This window comes from Paenibacillus sp. cl123 (genome assembly GCF_900101595.1).
Lineage (GTDB): Bacteria > Bacillota > Bacilli > Paenibacillales > NBRC-103111 > Paenibacillus_G.
In genome coordinates this window covers 794,232-809,884 of sequence record NZ_FMYY01000001.1, presented here as the reverse complement: position 1 = coordinate 809,884, position 15,653 = coordinate 794,232, and the positions used below count along the sequence as shown (strand labels likewise).

The window sequence follows — 15,653 nt, the reverse complement described above, 5'->3', positions numbered from 1 at the left end:
CCAACCTGTCCCCAAAGCTGATATTTGGAGGAATCGATCCTATGTACAACCATCAGAAAACAGCAAAAAACCCTTGCTACACAAGGGTTTTTCTGATGCGCTCGAGAGGACTCGAACCTCCACGGCTGTTACCCCACTAGAACCTGAATCTAGCGCGTCTGCCAATTCCGCCACGAACGCATATTGCTTATTTCTTTCGCCCCTCTCTCGGGGACAAGTAGTATAATATCATCCTTATTCGGGGATGTCAAACACTTTTTTAAAATTTATTCATCAATCAATAAACCAGCTGCGAACTCCCCATATTATGAGCGCCCAGATCGGGATCGTAAACAAAATCCCATAGATGGTGCCGCGAATCGCTGAGCCTTGCTTCATCCCAAGCCCACCTTCCCTGACGAGTATGAATCGTAGGTACTACTATATGCGAGCCTTTCCCGGTTGATGTTTGTCTTAGCAAGTCACCTTTACATTTGGCTTTCGGGCAGAGAAGCTAATATGGCACTCCCACTTAGCCTTCCATATAGGCTTGAACGGCGCGGTTCGCCCAAGCCTCCAGCTCGTCCGTACCCGGGTGCAGCGGGGCTTGGAACAAGCTCGTTCCGCCGGGTCCTCCTCCGGCGTCGGGCATGATGACTTCCCCGGTCACTCCGTGTTCCTGCCGATATACGCGAAGCACACAGCCGCCTTGCAGGGCAAGCAGCTTAGAAGGTTCTGCCGTCACTCCAAATCACCGCCTTCCGATCATTCTCACGCCTACTATGCCCTTAGCTGGCGCAGCTCATACGAAGGATTGTATCCGCTTGCCGTAAAGCCCTATCGATTCCTTGGCTGCCTCGTATACGGTTAGTCCGATCGCATACCCAAGTCTGGTCGAGAGCCCGGCATACCGGCTCTTTTCTCCCCGCTGGGTAGCTGCTAGAAGCACCGCATCCGTCGTTGTGCCCGTTGCGGTTGCCCCGCTGTCCAGTTTAATCTGCATGTCCTGCAGAGCGGCAGCCTTGGCTTCGGTAACCGTAATAACGGCGTTCACGAAAGCGGAATCGGTCAACCACCCCTCTATCGCAACGATGATATTGATCGTTCCAGGGTACAGCTGACTTATGTCGCAGGGGGTGCCTGCACGGCATTTGTTGCGGAGCCCGGCCGTCACCCAGGCATGCACCGCCAGCTCATCTGACATGCGCAGTCCCCGGTAGCTTCGGTCGCGCAGGTCTGCGGCTGTCAGCAGTGCGGCAGTACCTTCGACGGCGATTCCTTCCTGCCGCAGGAAAGCGTTCATTTCTTCGACCGGGTCATCGGCCATATAATGCTTGGACACCTGCCGGTTCATCAAGCGGCAAGCGCTGGAAAATCCTTCGCCCCAAAGCGAGGAGTTAAGCGCTCTGAGCGGCTCCCGGCTTGTCAGCAGAAAGTAGCTCTCTTCTCCGCGTTCTACAGCTTGCTCGGACAGCATGCCTCCCTCGCCTGCAGCTTCCCGCAGACTGGCGTAGAGCCTCCCTGCCTCATCGCAGACAGCCCGACTGCTGTCCGGCCTAACCAAAGCGTCATCCGGCCGGTAAGGGCCAGATTGCCCGTCTGGGCTGCACGTCTCTGCGCTGCGTGCCGCGGTCAAGGCTGAGCCGCCTCATTTTCACCGAATAATTGGGTCCGGGGCTCGCTGCTCGGCTGGTAATGGTGGGAACGGTCCAGCTTGACGACCCTTTTGTTGGGCCTGCGGATCATCACAGTTTCATCATCCCAGGCGACGACGATTCCGCGAACATCGTTCGCGCTGTCCGCGTCGCGCACGACGCGAATCTTTGTGCCTTCCACACGGTAACGATCCAGCTCTTCGTCGGATATCATTCGTCCAAATCCCCTTTCGATGGGCGCAGTCCGAATCCGAATTCGGCTGCCTCCCTGTCTTGTCTTATAAATATACACCAATCAGGGGATACAATAAAGATGAGACAACCATCACCAGAAAGGCGGAGATTTACGCGATGCCAGATAAAAAAACGTATTACATTACCGTCGGCAGCGGCGAGATTTTGGAGCCTGCGGCCGTTACCGGCAATTTTGAATTTGAGATCGAGGCCAGCCAAGAGGATATCGACAAGCTGCAGGAGCTATTCGAGGACAAGGAGGATGAGGAGCAGGACACAGCGATTGCCGGCCTGACTCCTTACCGGCAGCTGTCCGACGACGAGGAGAATGACGCTTACGATTGGACGCTTACCGAGATCTACATGCTGCTGCATCGCCTCGGCACGCCGGAGACACGCAGACAGATCGAAGCGATGCGCGTCCTTCCGACGTAAGATCGGCGCTTAATGCCCGCCGCCCGCTGTTAGCCTGCTGAAATGAAAGAACCTGAATGCGCGGATGCATTCAGGTTCCATGGTCAGACCAGCGCGGCTGTTAGTTAGCCGACATGCTCTCTGGAGTCATTCGTTTCAAACCAATAATCGAGTACTTTACTGGACATTACTCTTTTGTGGATATAGTCGACCTGCTGCTCGGTGAATTGAGATTCCCAAGCTATATCAAGTTCCTTGCAGAGCTTTACGACAGTCAACAGTTCAGACCAAGCGACATACCGTTTGTACCAAAAAAATTGAGGATGCTCAATCATATAGGGATACAGATCATCAAAATCCGTATGTTTACAATCAAGGGCACGTTCGAAATGAACCTTCGCCTCATTCAGTTTGGTTACGAAAAAATCCGCCGGAATTTCCTTCCCCATGCAAGTAGCACCTCCCCAGGTAGACAGCCAAACACCCGCTGTCTCTTAATAAAGCAGAATTAGTCCATGCCACTATTATAAAGGAAAACGCTTTGATTTGGAAGGCTTGCGCCCGAATTGGCTCATGTGCAAATGTTGTTATTCGAACTGAACTTCCCCGCCGGCCAGAGAGGATATCCGCACCAGCGATTCGACGCGCACGCCCGTCTCACGGATCGTTCGCCCGCCTGGCTGGAACGATTTCTCCACCGCGATGCCAACTCCGACAAGAGCAGCTCCTGAGCGCCGGATGATGCGGATTAGTCCGCGGGCAGCCGCGCCGTTGGCGATCAGATCGTCAATGAGCAGCACCCGGTCCGTCTCGCTTAAAAATTCCTTGGAAACCATAATATCCGTGACAAATCCCTTCGTGAAGGAAGGGACGCGCTCGGAATACGTTTCGGCATCCGTATTCAGCGGCTTCTTGCGTCTGGCGAACACAAGAGGAACCCCCAGCTCCTGGGCGGCGGCAAATGCGATCGGAATTCCCGACGATTCGATCGTCAAAATCTTCGTCACCCGCTCCTCGCGGAACAGACGGGCAAATTCCCGGCCCATAGCCGTTGTAAGCGCCGGATCAACGGCATGATTCAGAATCGCATCCAGCTTAAGCACCTCTTCTGACAATACGATGCCTACTTCCCGGATTCTTTGCTTCAATATTTCCATCAAGACCCACGCCTTTCAAGATAGAACAATCTTTTTCGTAAACTTATCACAACGGCAAACCCTGTTTCAAGTAGTTCGCGGATAAAAAAGGTTGTCAAATTCCAAAACTTCAAAAAAAGCTGCAACTTTCTGGTTCATTTATCGTCTAAAATGGGTAAGAAACTAAAAAAGAATGTCTCTCGCGACGCTACAGCTTCTTTGAAAATGAAAACCGCTTATTTTCATATTTTTTAGCCGATTTTGCTGGAATTCAGTCTTTGTGAACCGGGCTTCTACAGAGTATGATAAGTAAGGCTCATTACCCGGTAATTTTATAAGTCACACGGAAAGGAAGTACATGATGAAACGAAAGAAATCCTTCATCGGTTTCTTGTCCGTTGCCATATGCCTCGCTGCCTTCTCGGCAGGCTGCCAATCGAAGCAGCCCGCCAGCCCGCCTGTTGCCATGCCGACGGTCACCGATGAGCAGCCTGCCGTCATCGATACGCCGGTCACTCATCCGGAGACCGATACTCATTCGGTAGACAGCTCCGTTCCGTCTCCAGCCACACCGCAAACGAGCAATGAGAAGGTATCGCTGGCCAGCGCAGACAAAGAAGCCGCCCCAGAGACCAAGTCCGACGAAACGAAGGGGAAAGCAACAAACACAAGCCCCAAACCCAAATTCGAAATTGAAAATCCTTACACACAGGCTAAGCCTACCCTGCTCGGCATAACGCTCAAGACGAATGCTGCCGGCGTGCTGAATAAATTCGGCAAACCGAAGGAAGAATTCGTGATGGACGAAGATGCCGATCCCCTGACGGTGTATGATTACGGCGACTTTCTAATCGGCTTCAACGGTAAGAAGGAAGTTCATTTCATCGACGTCCGCAGCGCAGATATCGATCCGGGTCTGGGGGGACTGAAGCTTGGAGATCCGGCTGCAGGCATTACCAAAGTTCTTGGCACGCCAACGGCAAACTCCAATTATGTCATCACCTACAAAGCGACCGGCGCTATTCTGAAGCTGGATATCGACCCGAAGACGCAGAAGATCAACTCGATCAAGCTGTTCGCCGAATAACTCCGGTAATTCATGAAAATCACGCAAAAAAGCCTTGAACGCGGCATTCCGCGGCCAAGGCTTTTTTTGCTGTGTGCGGCTAAAGCGGGCTCACTCCGAATCGGCTGATGAAGCCCGCTTGTTCCGGCGGTGCCGGTATACCATATATCCTGCCGCTGCCAGCGCCACAGCAGCTATCGCGCAGATCCCGAGATACGGCTCGATGGCATGCAGCAGCACAGGAGCGTTGCGCCCTATCAGATGACCCAGCGTCAAAAAAGTCGTGCACCACACCAGCGCTCCTGAGCCGGCGAACAAGAGATAGCGGAAAAAGTTCACATTACTTACACCCGATAAGTAACAAGTGAAATGACGTAGCCCCGGCACGTAATAGCCGAACGCGACCGCCCATAATCCGTATTTGCAGAACCAGCGCTCCGCGACCGCAAGCCGATCAGGCGTGAGCTTGACCCAGCGGCCGTATTTGTATAAAAATGGCTTGCCCACCGCGCGTCCCAGGCAATAGCTGACAATCATTCCCGTCATCGCGCCGCTAAAGCTGACCGTAAGCGAAAGTCCGTAATGGAGCAGCGGATCTTCCCCGATCGTAAGCGTCCCTACCGTTGTCATCAAAATCTCATCAGGCACCGGAATACCGACAATGCCAAGCGCCAGCAATCCGTACAAAGCGATATATCCGTATTGATCAATCAATTCCAGCAAATGCTCCAAGATGACACGCTCCAACCGCCTGAATTTCCCAGGCATCTCTAGCGGGTGACGAGACATGCCTGCACCTATTGTAACAGAAATCTTTATGTTTCCCAATATGTTCTAACCGTCTTTGTACGAACTGTCATCAGGCTTGCCCGCCTCTCATACGCTTAGATATACAAGCTGTGCAAGGAGGGATCATCTCCCGTATGAAAAAATGGGGAAGCGTCATGCAGGTCAGCTTCACCTACATCGGAACAGTGGTCGGAGCGGGCTTCGCCACCGGCCAGGAAATTTTGCAATTTTTCACCCGCTTTGGCTGGGCGGCTACCGTCACCATAGGCATAACAACCCTCTTGTTCACTTGGCTCGGCATCAAGCTGATGCTGCTCGCCAGCCGGATGAATTCAAGGTCCTATGAGGATGTGAACAATCTGCTGTTCGGCCCCCGAATCGGGAGCTACGTCAGCCTGGTGACGCTCATCTCGCTGCTTGGCGTCAGTACGGTTATGCTGGCCGGGGGCGGCTCCGTTCTTACGGAACAGCTTCATATTCCTTATCAGGCCGGCCTGCTGGTCACGCTGTCGGCAGCCTGTCTGCTGCTGATCCGGGGGATGAACGCGATTATGGCAGTGAATTCGATCGTCGTTCCGATGATGGCGCTGTTTAGTCTGCTTAACGTGTGGCACGCTTCCGCGCTGCCGAGCGCGGGAAACTGGCTGCACCTGACGACAGATTTTTCTCCGCTGAGGGTGTGGCTGTCTCCCTTTCTGTACGCGGCGTTCAACCTGGCTATGGCCCAAGCCGTATTGGTTCCGCTCGGAGCAGCCATCAAGGATAGGAAGGTGCTGCTGCTCGGCGGGCTGATTGGAGGGGCGACGATCGGAGGGATGCTGCTGGCCGCCCATATCGCCTTGTCCTCCCAGATGCCCGGCATCCAGCAATTCGATATTCCGATGGGACATCTGATTGGACGAGCGGGAGGATGGCTGCAGGGGTTGTTTTTTCTCGTCATATTCGGGGAAATCTTTACGACGCTGCTCGCCAATGTGTACGGGCTATGTCTGCAGCTGGAGCAGCGTCTCGGTATTCGCTACCTGATCGCGATGCCCTTGGTGCTGCTGACGAGCTACGCCGGCAGTCAGATCGGCTTCAAGGCGTTGGTCAGCTCGCTTTATCCGCTATTCGGCATGCTGAGCATGGCCTGGCTTGTGCTCCTGGTATTCCGGCGAACGGACCCGCTCGCTCCGGGCGACCGCTAGTACGACGGACAGCCTGGCCAGCATCATCAGCGCCGCCGCACAGGTGAATATAAACCCGCACAGCAGGTAGGGCACATGGTAAGGGGGAAAGGACGCCTCGTCCCGCAAGGCGGCGATCAGGTCCGTAAACAGGAACAAGCTCCCTATCAGGAACAAAACAAGCAGCGCATAATCGAAAAACGTCCATTGCATAAGCTGCGGAGCCGCATTTCTCCAACGGTCGGCGGTACGCGGCTTCGCCTCTTCCGCCATGTCCTCTGCCACAGCCTCGGCCGGAGCATCATCCGTCCGAGGGCGCGAGGCCGCCGTCACCGCCATAAAAATCGCCGAACCCGTAACAAGCAGCCCCACCAGGGCGCCGATTACAGCAAGCAGCGTCATCATTATCCTTCACTCCTTCTGTTTTAAATCTTCAAGCTTAGGCAAGCCGTGACAACTCAAACACCGCCCATAAAAACATGGCGAACAATACGGCCGGCAATACGTACAGACAAGCCAGCAGCACGCGGGGGTTGTCCGTCATCGGCGCGCTGCGCCACATGAAGGTCCGGTTCCACCGGTATATCCTTCCCTCGGGCCGGTCGGAACCGGCGGCCTGCCGCCTGTCATCGGCTGAGGGCTGCCGCCCCTCGGAGGGCTTAATTTTTCCCCGTTTCCAGCCAACCTGATATGTAATTTCACGATTCTTTCGCTGCTCGGGTTCCAAGCCTTGGCACCTCCTGCTCCTGTATAATAAGGCAACCTCCCTCATTCGGTTTCCAAGGAATAACCGGACTATTCGGGGTAGTTTCGTGCTATTCTTTAATAGTAGTGATATACTTCTGAAAAAGCAACGGCACAAGCCATCTTGAGAGGAGGAACGCTCATGAGTAAAGTCGCTGCGGTCACCGGAGGCGCCCAGGGTATCGGCAAAGCCATAGCCTGGGCCTTCGCGGATGCCGGCTATGAGCTGGCTGTGGCCGACGTTGACCGCGAAGCAGGGAATGAATTGATGCGGGAGCTCGGCCGGCGCGGGGCCAAAGGCTTCTTCATGCCCGTCGATATATCGGACGAACAGCAGGTCGGGCGCTGGTTCAAGCTGATCGATGCCGACCTCGGACGGCTGGATGCGCTGATCAATAACGCGGGAATATCCCGGAACGCTCCGATGCTGGAGCTGCCGCTGGCCTCCTTCGATCAGGTGATCGGGGTTAACCTGCGAGGCGCGTTCATCTGTTCGCAGCAGGCCGCCCGGCGGATGAAGACAAGAGGTGCCGGCTCCATCATCCATATCGCGTCGACGCGCGCGCTGATGTCGGAAGCCCACACGGAAGCCTACTCCGCATCGAAAGGCGGGCTGCTGGCTCTGACTCATGCCATGGCCGTCAGCCTCGGCCCATTTGGCATCCGGGTCAATGCGATCAGCCCCGGCTGGATCGAAACGGCGGATTGGCAGAAGTCTTCCGCCAGCCGCCAGCCTGTTCATTCCGAGCGAGACCGGCTTCAGCATCCGGCCCAGCGTGTTGGAACACCGCAGGATATCGCCGCCGCCTGCCTGTACCTCTCGGGCCAGGATGCCGGCTTCATTACCGGGCATAATCTGGTCATCGACGGCGGCATGACCGTCAAGATGATATACGAGGACTAATACGAGAGCTCTTCATAAGGAGTTTGACACAACATGTGGTTTCTACTTGCCTGTGCCTCCGCGATAAGCTTCGGCTTGCGGGGCATTTTGTATCAATGGTCATCCAAACAATCGCTTAACCGCAATCTGATGCTGTTCGGGGTCTATATATCCGGGACGGTCATTACGGCAGCAGGGTCGCTGGCGCTGGGCCAGCACTGGTCTCCCGGCGTATGGGTCGGGGTGCTGATGGGATTGTTTTCCTTCATCTCCAACGCCGCCATGTATAAAGGATATGCCGTCGGCAAAGCATCCCTGATCGCTATGTTCACCGGCCTGCCTCCGGTCGTCGTCGCCCTGCTCGCTTTCTCCGTCTGGGGCGAACGGCTCAGCTACGGCCAGCTGCTGAGCTTCGTCATCATCATGACCGGCCTGATGATGGTCCGCTACTCAGGCGATTTGTCGCTGCGCAATCTGCAAGGAGCCCAGTGGGGCGTACTCACGATGCTGTTCTTCGGGCTTACCGACTTCTTCACAAAGCAGGCTACCCTGCTCCACGCCGATACCTTCCCGACGCTGGTGACGATGTATGCGACCGGCGGACTTCTGTTCGGCGCGGTCTGGCTGCTCGATCTGCGCCGGGCCAGCGCCGCCCGAGACAGCTTGCGTCTCGCCAGACAGGAAAGCGCAGCCGCCTCCCAGGAGGACGTGCATGGCAGGCCTGCTATCGAGGCAGGCGCAGGGCTGGAGCGCTCTGGCGTCAAGAGTAAGAGTGAGCCGGAGCCGTCCGTGAAGCGGAGGTTAGAGGAGATCGGCAAACATACGGGCCCGTACCCGGGAAGCTCAGAGGGGATGAGCGAAGCAGGTTCTTCTCTGGAAAGGACGCAAGAATCCCCTGACGCGGAGTCCGTGCCCCCCGTTAACGCTGCCAGGCAAACCCGGATAGTCTGGAGCAGCCGCCGCACCCTTCTCTGGGGAATGACGGTCGGCATCACAAATGCGTGCGGAATGATGTTCGCCATGCCCGCTTTCAAGCTGGGCGTTACCGGATTGGTATCAGCCGTCATGGCGGCCAATGTCGTACTCGTCATGTTATACGCGCGGCTCGTGCTGAAGGAAAGCTTCAAGCGGCTGGAAGCCGCAGGCATGATGATCGGCTTCGCCGGCATCGTGCTGCTGAAGCTGTTGTCTTAGAATAGGATTAACGCCTGACGGCGTCCTGCGTACAGACGAACGCAAGGTTCGATAGCGTGCCCGGAACTATAACCGCCGAACTAAGCGTCCCTTAAAGCCGCTTTTCTCATGCCTTGCCATTCTTACGGAAATCAGCGGCCGTTACACGGGCAAATTGTGTGAAGAATGGACTGTTTGGCTCCCTAAGTGAACCTGATTTCCATTACAGATGGAATTCGGTCGATTTCGTTCGCTTAGGGTCGCTGACTTCCGTTAACACTTCGCCCCGCCGCGTACAGCTGCTTCTGCAGCCTGTCCTTACTAAAGCAAACGAGCCGGAAAATACCCCTTATGCTTGAGTTCTGTCAAAGCTTTATACGTTATGGGATCTTAAAGCAGGAGAAGCCTCCTTGACCGCATGCGATGCGCTCAAGGAGGCTTCTTCCCTTCCCAGGCTATGTAAGCCCGTACAGCACGATGCGAGGCCTATGTAGCAAGAGCAGGCTTGCCCGGAGCCGGTAGCCGGACGACGGAGCCGGACGGGAACCGTCCCGCATAAGCCTGCAGCACATGCTGATGGCAGGTAAACAGCAGCAGCTGGCCCCGTTCCGACACGTCGCCAAGCAGCTCCAGCCCCCGCATCAGCCGCTCATCGTCGAAATTGACGAACAGATCATCGATAATCATCGGCAGGCGCACGCCGGCAGCTGCGTATTCATCGATCAGCGCAAAGCGGATGCTGATGTACATTTGCTCGGCCGTGCCTCTGCTGAGCTTCGCGGTTTCAACGAGCTGCCCGTCCGCCAGCTCGGCCAGCACGCGCTGTTCCCCGATCGGCGACAGGATGCGGGTATATTTCCCAGCCGTAAGCCGGGAGAAGCTGGCGGAGGCCCGCCGCATGACGGACGGCTGCTTGTCCTGCTCGAACATGCTTTTCGTGCGGGTAAGCAGCTGCTGGCATAAAGCGTGAACCGCCCACTGGCCGGTCAGCCGCAGCACCTCGGCGCGGCATTCCTCCACCAGCTGCAGCGCCTCCGCATGCTGGCTGCCCTCCGCCAGCCGCTCCAGCTCGAAGCGCATCCGGCCTCGCGCTTCCCGGGCTTCCTCCAGGCTGCGCCGCTGCTCATCCCGTGCGGCATCGACGGCGGCCTGCGCCTGATCCAGCTCGAAGCCGCCTTCTCCGCCGAGCTCCGGCAAGGCCCGCTCCCAGGCTTCGCCGAGCAAGGCGCGCAGCGCGGCGGCCTCCTGGCGGGCCGCCGCCGCCAGCTCGCGCCGCCGCTGCGCCTGCTGGCAGCGCCGGCGCAGCGACGGGCCGTCCGCGGCTCCGGCGGCGGCGTACAGCTCGGCTGCGCGCTCAGCCACACGCCCGGCCTGCTGCGCGAGCAGCGCCGACTTGCGGCGCAGCTCATCCTGGCGCGCGCGCAGCTGCGCCGCCTCCGCTTCGCGCTCGAGCGCCCGGCGCAGCTCGAGCTGCCTGGCGCGCAGTGCGGCTCCCGCGCCGGCTGCGGCAGCCTCCGGGCCGAGCAGCTGCTGCGCCGCCGCGGCGAAGGCTGCGGCCTCGCCCGCCAGCGCGCTCAGCCGCGCCTCGAGACGGCGCAGCCGCTGCTGCTCGGCGAGCGCCGCCTCCGCGAGCGCCAGCAGCTCCAGCGCCGCGTCCGGGCTGGCCGCCTCGGGCAGCGCGTGAGCGCGCAGCCAGTCGCGCCAGCGCGCGGCGCGCGGCTCTCCGGCGCGGGCGTGCCTCGCGGCCTGATCCTCCAGCGCCGCCAGCCGCTGCTCGGCCTCCCGGCGGGCGGCCAGCCGGGCTTCGCCCGCGCGCAGCTGCCGCTCGAGGGCATCGAGCCACGGCTCGATGTCCTCCGGCGGCAGCGGCAGCGCGCCTGCCCCGGCTGCGGCCCAAGCCGCCGGCCGGCCGAAGCCGGCGCGGGCCAGCGCGGCAAGCTCGGCGCCCAGCCTGGCCTCCAGCCCGGCGGCATGCGCCTCCAGCGGGCCGATGCCCAGGCCCGCGTCCGCCCCGCCTGCTGCGCCCGCTTCGCGCTGCAGACGCCGGCCGCGTTCCGCCCGGCCGGCTCCGGCCTTGCGGCCAAGGCGGCGGGAGCCGAGCTCCAGCGCCAGGCCCGCCGCCGTCAGCGCCAAGGCGACCGCAGCGGCGACCGGCTCTCCCGCCGCCAGCAGCGCAGCCGGGAGCACGACCGCAGCGGCCGCCAGGAGAAGCGGAGCAAGGCGGCCTTTGCCCGCCTCCTCGCGCGCTTCACGCTCCGGCGCTGCCGCTCCGAGCCGCTCCAGATCGTGGAGCCGCTGGCCGGCATGCCGCAGCTCGCGCTGCGCTTCCTTCCAGTCGGCCAGTAGCCTTTGGGCGACGCCAATCCGCTCCGCAGCGTTCCACTGTCCGGATTCGCGGCCCGCTGCCAGCTCTTCCGCCGGTTCGGCCGCCTCCAGCTCCTGCCGGATGCGCCGATGCTCCCCGTCCAGCGCCGCCTGCTCCTGCTTCCAGGCTCTCCCTTCCTCGCGGAACAAGGAAACCTCCTCCTTCAGCAGCACGATCGGGGGCAGCTCCTCCAGCGCGGCCGCCGTCCAGCCCGGCCCAATCCGCCGGAGAAGCCCCTCCAGCTCCGACCGCTGATGCGCCGTTTCCGCCGCCGCTTCACTTTGCTGGCGAACCGTCTCCTCATAAGCCGCAAGCCGGCTGTGCAGCGCCTCCAGCTCCTGCCTCTGCTCCAGCAGGCAGAGCCTTCCTGCGGCGTCCAGGCTTAAGGCAGCCAGCGCCGCCTCCGTTTCTTCGCTTTGGAGCGTTAACAGATCCCGCTCCGAGGCCAGCCGCTCCCGTTCGGCCTCCAGCGCCTCCTCGCGGGCGAGCACATCCTCGGCTACCAGCTCCAGCGCTTCGGGCAGCTCCTCCAGCTCGCTGCGCGCCAAGCCGTAACGCACCGCGTGAGGTCTCGCCTGGCGCAGCCGCTCCAGCTCGTCGTTTTTGCGCTGAAGCTCGGCCAAGGCGGCTTCCAACGCTTCGCATCGCTCCGTCAATGTCCGCTCGTCCAGCAGCAGCGTCTCGTATTTCTCCGACTGGCGTTTGCTGGCCCGCAGCCGCTCCTCCGCCTCGGCCAGACGCAGCAGCGCCTGGTTGATCAGCGGCGTGCGCCCGCGCGGCCGATACAGCTGCTCCAGCTCCTGCGTCAGCTTGCGCTGCGCCATGCGGATCGCCGACCCGCTGACACCGAGACCTGCGCTGTACAAAAAGCCGCTCACCTCTTCATGCTGAAGCGTCCCCAGCTCCTGCAGCTCCGTCAGGCCGAAGGCGAACACATGCCGGAACACATCCGGCGTCATCCCCCCGAGCAATCCGCTCAGCTCGCGCTCTCCTCCTTCAGACCCGTCCGGATAGAGCACCCGGACATGACCCGCGGCCGGCGGCCGGCCCTTGCCTTCGGCCGCGCGATCCCAGCGCTCGACGGCGAAACGTTCGCCATCTCCGGTCTTCAGGATCAGCCTGCCGCCCTGGATCACCGCCGGGTCGGGGGCATAACGTCCGGCCCCGCCTTTGCTCTGAAATCCGAACAGCAGCGCGCGGATAAACTCGAGCACCGTGCTTTTCCCCGCCTCGTTAGGCCCGTACATCAGCGTCACCGGCCCTTTGTCCAGGCTTAGCGACACTCCGCGGAGCGGACCGAAGGCTCCGATCTCAATGCGTTCGATTCTCATCCGTGCCGCCCCGCTTCCAGCCCCGGCATCAACAGATCGATCGCCAGCTCCTCCGCCTGCCGCAGCCACTCGCGCTTCTCCGCTTCGGTAATCCCGTCCAGCAGGGAAGCAAGCAGCGGATTGACGGACAGGGGAGCCAAGGAATCCGTACATAGTTCTGTGAGCAGCGAGGACGACGCGCCCGTGCTGCCGGCAAGCCGCAGCAGCTCCCCAAGAAATCCCGACTGGGCCGACAGCGCTTCGGTATCCACTTGAGCGCCGGTCCGATCCGTCAAGCTCTCCAGCCACACCCCGTCGCACGCTTCGCCAAGCGCGGAGGCCAGCTCCTGGGCCGCCCCTGCCCGGCGCAGCACCCCGTGCAGGACCCCTCTGCCCGTCAACGACAACCGCAGCAGAACAGACCGCCCCTCTCCCGCAGCCGCTGCCGCATCCAGCGCTTCCTCCAATGCCTCCTTCAGCTGCTGCTCCGTCTCCAGCCCGTCGATCGGCACCTCCGCCGCCTCCCACCGCCAGCTGTCCAGCGGCTGAAAGCGCAGCTGCGCCTCTCCCTGCGCGGAAACCTCCACCAGGTAGCAGCCTCTCGCCCCTTGCTCGCGAATATGCCTGCCCTGAGCATTGCCCGGATACACGACCCATGGCCGCTCATGCAGCACCCGGCGGGTATGCACATGCCCGAGCGCCCAATAATCGATCCCGCGTCCGAGCAAATCCCCGAGACGGCATGGCGCATAGTTGCCGTGCTCCCCGTCTCCGTCCACATTCGTATGCAGCAGACCGATATGGAACAGCCCGTCAAAATGACTGACATAACCGGGGGTCAAGTTATCCGTTACGGCCGCCCGGTCAAACGATATCCCGGATATGCGTGCCAGCGCCGTCCCGTCCGCGCCGGCCGCCACTACGCTCTCCACCTCGAGGCAGCCAAATATATGCGCTTCGGACGGATAGCTCAGCTTGGCCGCATATCCCTCCTGCATCGGATCATGGTTGCCGTGTATGATATACGAACGAATGCCGCGGCCCGCCAGCGTCTGCAGCGCCTGCTGAAACCGCAGCTGGGCGCGCAGTGAGCGGTCCTTCGCATCATATATATCTCCGGCGAACAGCACAAAATCGACTCGCCTCTCCAGCGCCAGCTCGACCAGCCTGTCCAGCGCCGCAAACGTGGAATCCCGCAGCCCGGCTTTGACCGCGTCCGGCAGTCCGCTCAGTCCTTTGAACGGGCTGTCCAGATGCAAGTCGGCCGCATGTATAAAGCTAAAAGCCCGCAATCTTTTCTCCCCCCATTTACGGAAATTCGGACAAAAAACCTGACCGTCCGGCCAGGTTTGCAGCACTTTATTCAGCATGCTCGCCAAGCGCCATGGTTTGGCAGCCGGCTGAGAGCCGCTTCCAGTCTCAAGTCCGGCAGCGCCCCGCTTCAGCTCTCCTTGCGGTAAGAACGATACACTTGCCGCAGCTGCTGGACGACGCGCGTCATCGAATAGGACTTGAGCGCCTTATCCAGCGCTACGCGGGACAGCTGGTACCGGTACATCGGATCTCCGATCACCTTCTCCAGCGCAGCCGCGAGAGCCGGCACATCGTCGACAGGCACCAGCAGGCCGTTCGCCCCATGCTCGATCTGCTCTGCGATCCCGCCGACCTGCGTGCCGACGACGGCCAGCCCGCACAACGCGGCCTCTGCGTACACGGAACCGAACGATTCTGCGCGGGACGGCAATACGAATACGTCAAAAAACGGCATGAAGTCCTCCGGACGCAGCATATAACCGTAAAATATCGTTTCTTCATAAATGTCCAGCCGAACGGCAAGCTCCTCCAGCTCGGTGCGGATCGGACCGTCGCCGATCAGATGCAGCACGAACTTGTGCCCCCTCCGCTTCAGCTCTGCGCAAGCCTGCAGCAGCGTATCCAATCCTTTGGCCGGCACGAGCCGGCAAACGGAGATCAGCTGGGGCACCTTATTTTCCCGGTGGACAGGCCGAAACCGTTTTTCGTCGAAGCCGTTCGGAATGACTCCGATCCGCTCCGGCTCCTGCACGTATTCGGACAAATAGTGCTTGAACGAGTTGGATACGGTAATGATCTGATCGACGCGGTCCTCAAGCTCGCGGTACACCGAAGTCAAAAATTGATGCTCCGGGCCGTTCTCCTTAATTTTCCCGTTCAGAATCAATTCCCGCTCATAACTGGAGTGAATCGTCATAATGAGCGGCGTGTCCGGAAATACCCGCTTCATCACCAGCGCCGCAATCGGATGATGCGCATGGATCAGGTCGAAGGACCGCTGAATTCTCAGCTTCGTCCACCAGGTATAGTCCTTGAGCGTTTGGATGTATTTATCCACGACCGGATGTCCCGCGTATACGGTCCAGTCGAAGGTTTCGAAGCGAATCTCCTCACTTCCTTTATTCCGGATGCGCTTGGGCAGCGAGAACAGCTCCATCTCCCACCCTCTTTTGTTGAAGCGATCCAGCATAAACGGAACCATGGATGACACTCCGCCCGGCTGCTCCGGCGGAAAAAATAAAGCTTGAAGCACTCGCATGATCGCATAAACCCCCGGTCTTTCCAAAGTTGTGTAACGCCTGAGAGGCGCGGCTAGAAGCGCTTGATAACTTTCTCTCTATCATCCTAACAGGTATGAAAACGGAGAACAAGACTTCCTACTCGAATATATGTTTGGTATAATGAGAACCAGCTTAAGGCTTAGGA

16 protein-coding genes and 1 tRNA gene are annotated in these 15,653 nt (G+C 59.4%); 5 read left to right on the top strand and 12 right to left on the bottom strand.

All coding sequences use genetic code 11. The features are described 5' to 3' along the window. Positions 1 to 96: 96 nt before the first annotated feature. The 4 genes from BLR08_RS03540 to BLR08_RS03525 form a co-directional block, all read right to left on the bottom strand. A tRNA-Leu gene (locus BLR08_RS03540) sits at positions 97 to 180 on the bottom strand. 331 nt (positions 181 to 511) lie between these two features. Then, positions 512 to 724, bottom strand: coding sequence for a hypothetical protein (locus BLR08_RS03535; protein WP_072328250.1), 213 nt, complete (start codon positions 722 to 724; stop codon positions 512 to 514). Between the two features lie 57 nt (positions 725 to 781). Next, entirely contained in the window at positions 782 to 1,615 is an 834-nt protein-coding gene (locus BLR08_RS03530) for an adenosylcobinamide amidohydrolase (protein ID WP_256257403.1), read from the bottom strand. Then, entirely contained in the window at positions 1,612 to 1,848 is a 237-nt protein-coding gene (locus tag BLR08_RS03525; protein ID WP_072328248.1) for a hypothetical protein, read from the bottom strand. The genes BLR08_RS03530 and BLR08_RS03525 overlap by 4 nt, the downstream gene beginning before the upstream one ends. 137 nt (positions 1,849 to 1,985) lie before the next feature. On the opposite strand from BLR08_RS03525, the gene BLR08_RS03520 reads away from it, so the two are divergent. Beyond that, positions 1,986 to 2,303 (top strand): hypothetical protein, encoded by a 318-nt coding sequence (locus tag BLR08_RS03520; protein ID WP_072328247.1) that lies wholly within the window; start codon positions 1,986 to 1,988, stop codon positions 2,301 to 2,303. Positions 2,304 to 2,407: 104 nt separating this feature from the next. Here the strand turns inward: BLR08_RS03520 and BLR08_RS03515 are convergent, their stop codons facing one another. Next, positions 2,408 to 2,731 (bottom strand): hypothetical protein, encoded by a 324-nt coding sequence (locus BLR08_RS03515; protein ID WP_072328246.1) that lies wholly within the window; start codon positions 2,729 to 2,731, stop codon positions 2,408 to 2,410. Positions 2,732 to 2,869: 138 nt separating this feature from the next. Next, on the bottom strand, positions 2,870 to 3,439 hold the full coding sequence (locus tag BLR08_RS03510; protein WP_072328245.1) for a xanthine phosphoribosyltransferase: 570 nt from the start codon (positions 3,437 to 3,439) through the stop codon (positions 2,870 to 2,872). A 340-nt stretch (positions 3,440 to 3,779) separates the two neighbouring features. Between BLR08_RS03510 and BLR08_RS03505 the strand changes: the two genes are divergently transcribed. Further along, the gene (locus BLR08_RS03505; protein WP_072328244.1) at positions 3,780 to 4,505 is read left to right on the top strand and encodes a DUF4309 domain-containing protein; all 726 of its coding nucleotides are present in this window, start codon (positions 3,780 to 3,782) and stop codon (positions 4,503 to 4,505) included. 90 nt (positions 4,506 to 4,595) lie between these two features. Here BLR08_RS03505 and BLR08_RS03500 read toward each other — a convergent pair whose 3' ends face one another. Next, complete coding sequence (locus BLR08_RS03500) at positions 4,596 to 5,216, bottom strand: DedA family protein (protein ID WP_072328387.1); 621 nt, start codon at positions 5,214 to 5,216, stop codon at positions 4,596 to 4,598. 191 nt (positions 5,217 to 5,407) lie between these two features. Here BLR08_RS03500 and BLR08_RS03495 point away from each other — a divergent pair, with 191 nt between their 5' ends. Further along, positions 5,408 to 6,460, top strand: coding sequence for a YkvI family membrane protein (locus BLR08_RS03495; RefSeq protein ID WP_072328243.1), 1,053 nt, complete (start codon positions 5,408 to 5,410; stop codon positions 6,458 to 6,460). Here BLR08_RS03495 and BLR08_RS03490 read toward each other — a convergent pair. Both BLR08_RS03490 and BLR08_RS03485 read right to left on the bottom strand, forming a co-directional pair. Then, on the bottom strand, positions 6,380 to 6,844 hold the full coding sequence (locus BLR08_RS03490; protein ID WP_072328242.1) for a hypothetical protein: 465 nt from the start codon (positions 6,842 to 6,844) through the stop codon (positions 6,380 to 6,382). The two genes, BLR08_RS03495 and BLR08_RS03490, sit on opposite strands and share 81 nt — an antisense overlap. A gap of 34 nt (positions 6,845 to 6,878) precedes the next feature. After that, positions 6,879 to 7,166, bottom strand: coding sequence for a hypothetical protein (locus tag BLR08_RS03485; RefSeq protein ID WP_072328241.1), 288 nt, complete (start codon positions 7,164 to 7,166; stop codon positions 6,879 to 6,881). A 159-nt stretch (positions 7,167 to 7,325) separates the two neighbouring features. Between BLR08_RS03485 and BLR08_RS03480 the strand changes: the two genes are divergently transcribed. Both BLR08_RS03480 and BLR08_RS03475 read left to right on the top strand, forming a co-directional pair. Then, positions 7,326 to 8,087: a glucose 1-dehydrogenase gene (locus BLR08_RS03480; RefSeq protein ID WP_072328240.1), complete on the top strand. Its 762-nt coding sequence runs from the start codon at positions 7,326 to 7,328 to the stop codon at positions 8,085 to 8,087. Between the two features lie 33 nt (positions 8,088 to 8,120). Beyond that, a complete protein-coding gene (locus BLR08_RS03475) occupies positions 8,121 to 9,260 on the top strand; it encodes a DMT family transporter (protein ID WP_072328239.1) in 1,140 nt (379 codons plus the stop codon). A gap of 465 nt (positions 9,261 to 9,725) precedes the next feature. Here the strand turns inward: BLR08_RS03475 and BLR08_RS03470 are convergent, their stop codons facing one another. The 3 genes from BLR08_RS03470 to BLR08_RS03460 form a co-directional block, all read right to left on the bottom strand. After that, positions 9,726 to 12,935, bottom strand: coding sequence for an AAA family ATPase (locus BLR08_RS03470; protein WP_072328238.1), 3,210 nt, complete (start codon positions 12,933 to 12,935; stop codon positions 9,726 to 9,728). Further along, on the bottom strand, positions 12,932 to 14,206 hold the full coding sequence (locus BLR08_RS03465) for a metallophosphoesterase family protein (RefSeq protein ID WP_072328386.1): 1,275 nt from the start codon (positions 14,204 to 14,206) through the stop codon (positions 12,932 to 12,934). Before BLR08_RS03465 ends, BLR08_RS03470 begins: the two co-directional genes overlap by 4 nt. 149 nt (positions 14,207 to 14,355) lie before the next feature. Continuing rightward, entirely contained in the window at positions 14,356 to 15,486 is a 1,131-nt protein-coding gene (locus BLR08_RS03460; protein ID WP_072328237.1) for a glycosyltransferase family 4 protein, read from the bottom strand. Between the last annotated feature and the right edge of the window lie 167 nt (positions 15,487 to 15,653).

Bases quoted from the DNA above. Each gene is read 5' to 3' on its own strand.
- BLR08_RS03520 (WP_072328247.1), top strand. From the start codon at position 1,986: ATGCCAGATAAAAAAACGTATTACATTACCGTCGGCAGCGGCGAGATT.
- BLR08_RS03510 (WP_072328245.1), bottom strand. From the start codon at position 3,439: ATGGAAATATTGAAGCAAAGAATCCGGGAAGTAGGCATCGTATTGTCA.
- BLR08_RS03515 (WP_072328246.1), bottom strand. From the start codon at position 2,731: ATGGGGAAGGAAATTCCGGCGGATTTTTTCGTAACCAAACTGAATGAG.
- BLR08_RS03490 (WP_072328242.1), bottom strand. From the start codon at position 6,844: ATGATGACGCTGCTTGCTGTAATCGGCGCCCTGGTGGGGCTGCTTGTT.
- BLR08_RS03495 (WP_072328243.1), top strand. From the start codon at position 5,408: ATGAAAAAATGGGGAAGCGTCATGCAGGTCAGCTTCACCTACATCGGA.
- BLR08_RS03505 (WP_072328244.1), top strand. From the start codon at position 3,780: ATGAAACGAAAGAAATCCTTCATCGGTTTCTTGTCCGTTGCCATATGC.
- BLR08_RS03480 (WP_072328240.1), top strand. From the start codon at position 7,326: ATGAGTAAAGTCGCTGCGGTCACCGGAGGCGCCCAGGGTATCGGCAAA.
- BLR08_RS03460 (WP_072328237.1), bottom strand. From the start codon at position 15,486: ATGCGAGTGCTTCAAGCTTTATTTTTTCCGCCGGAGCAGCCGGGCGGA.
- BLR08_RS03475 (WP_072328239.1), top strand. From the start codon at position 8,121: ATGTGGTTTCTACTTGCCTGTGCCTCCGCGATAAGCTTCGGCTTGCGG.
- BLR08_RS03525 (WP_072328248.1), bottom strand. From the start codon at position 1,848: ATGATATCCGACGAAGAGCTGGATCGTTACCGTGTGGAAGGCACAAAG.
- BLR08_RS03470 (WP_072328238.1), bottom strand. From the start codon at position 12,935: ATGAGAATCGAACGCATTGAGATCGGAGCCTTCGGTCCGCTCCGCGGA.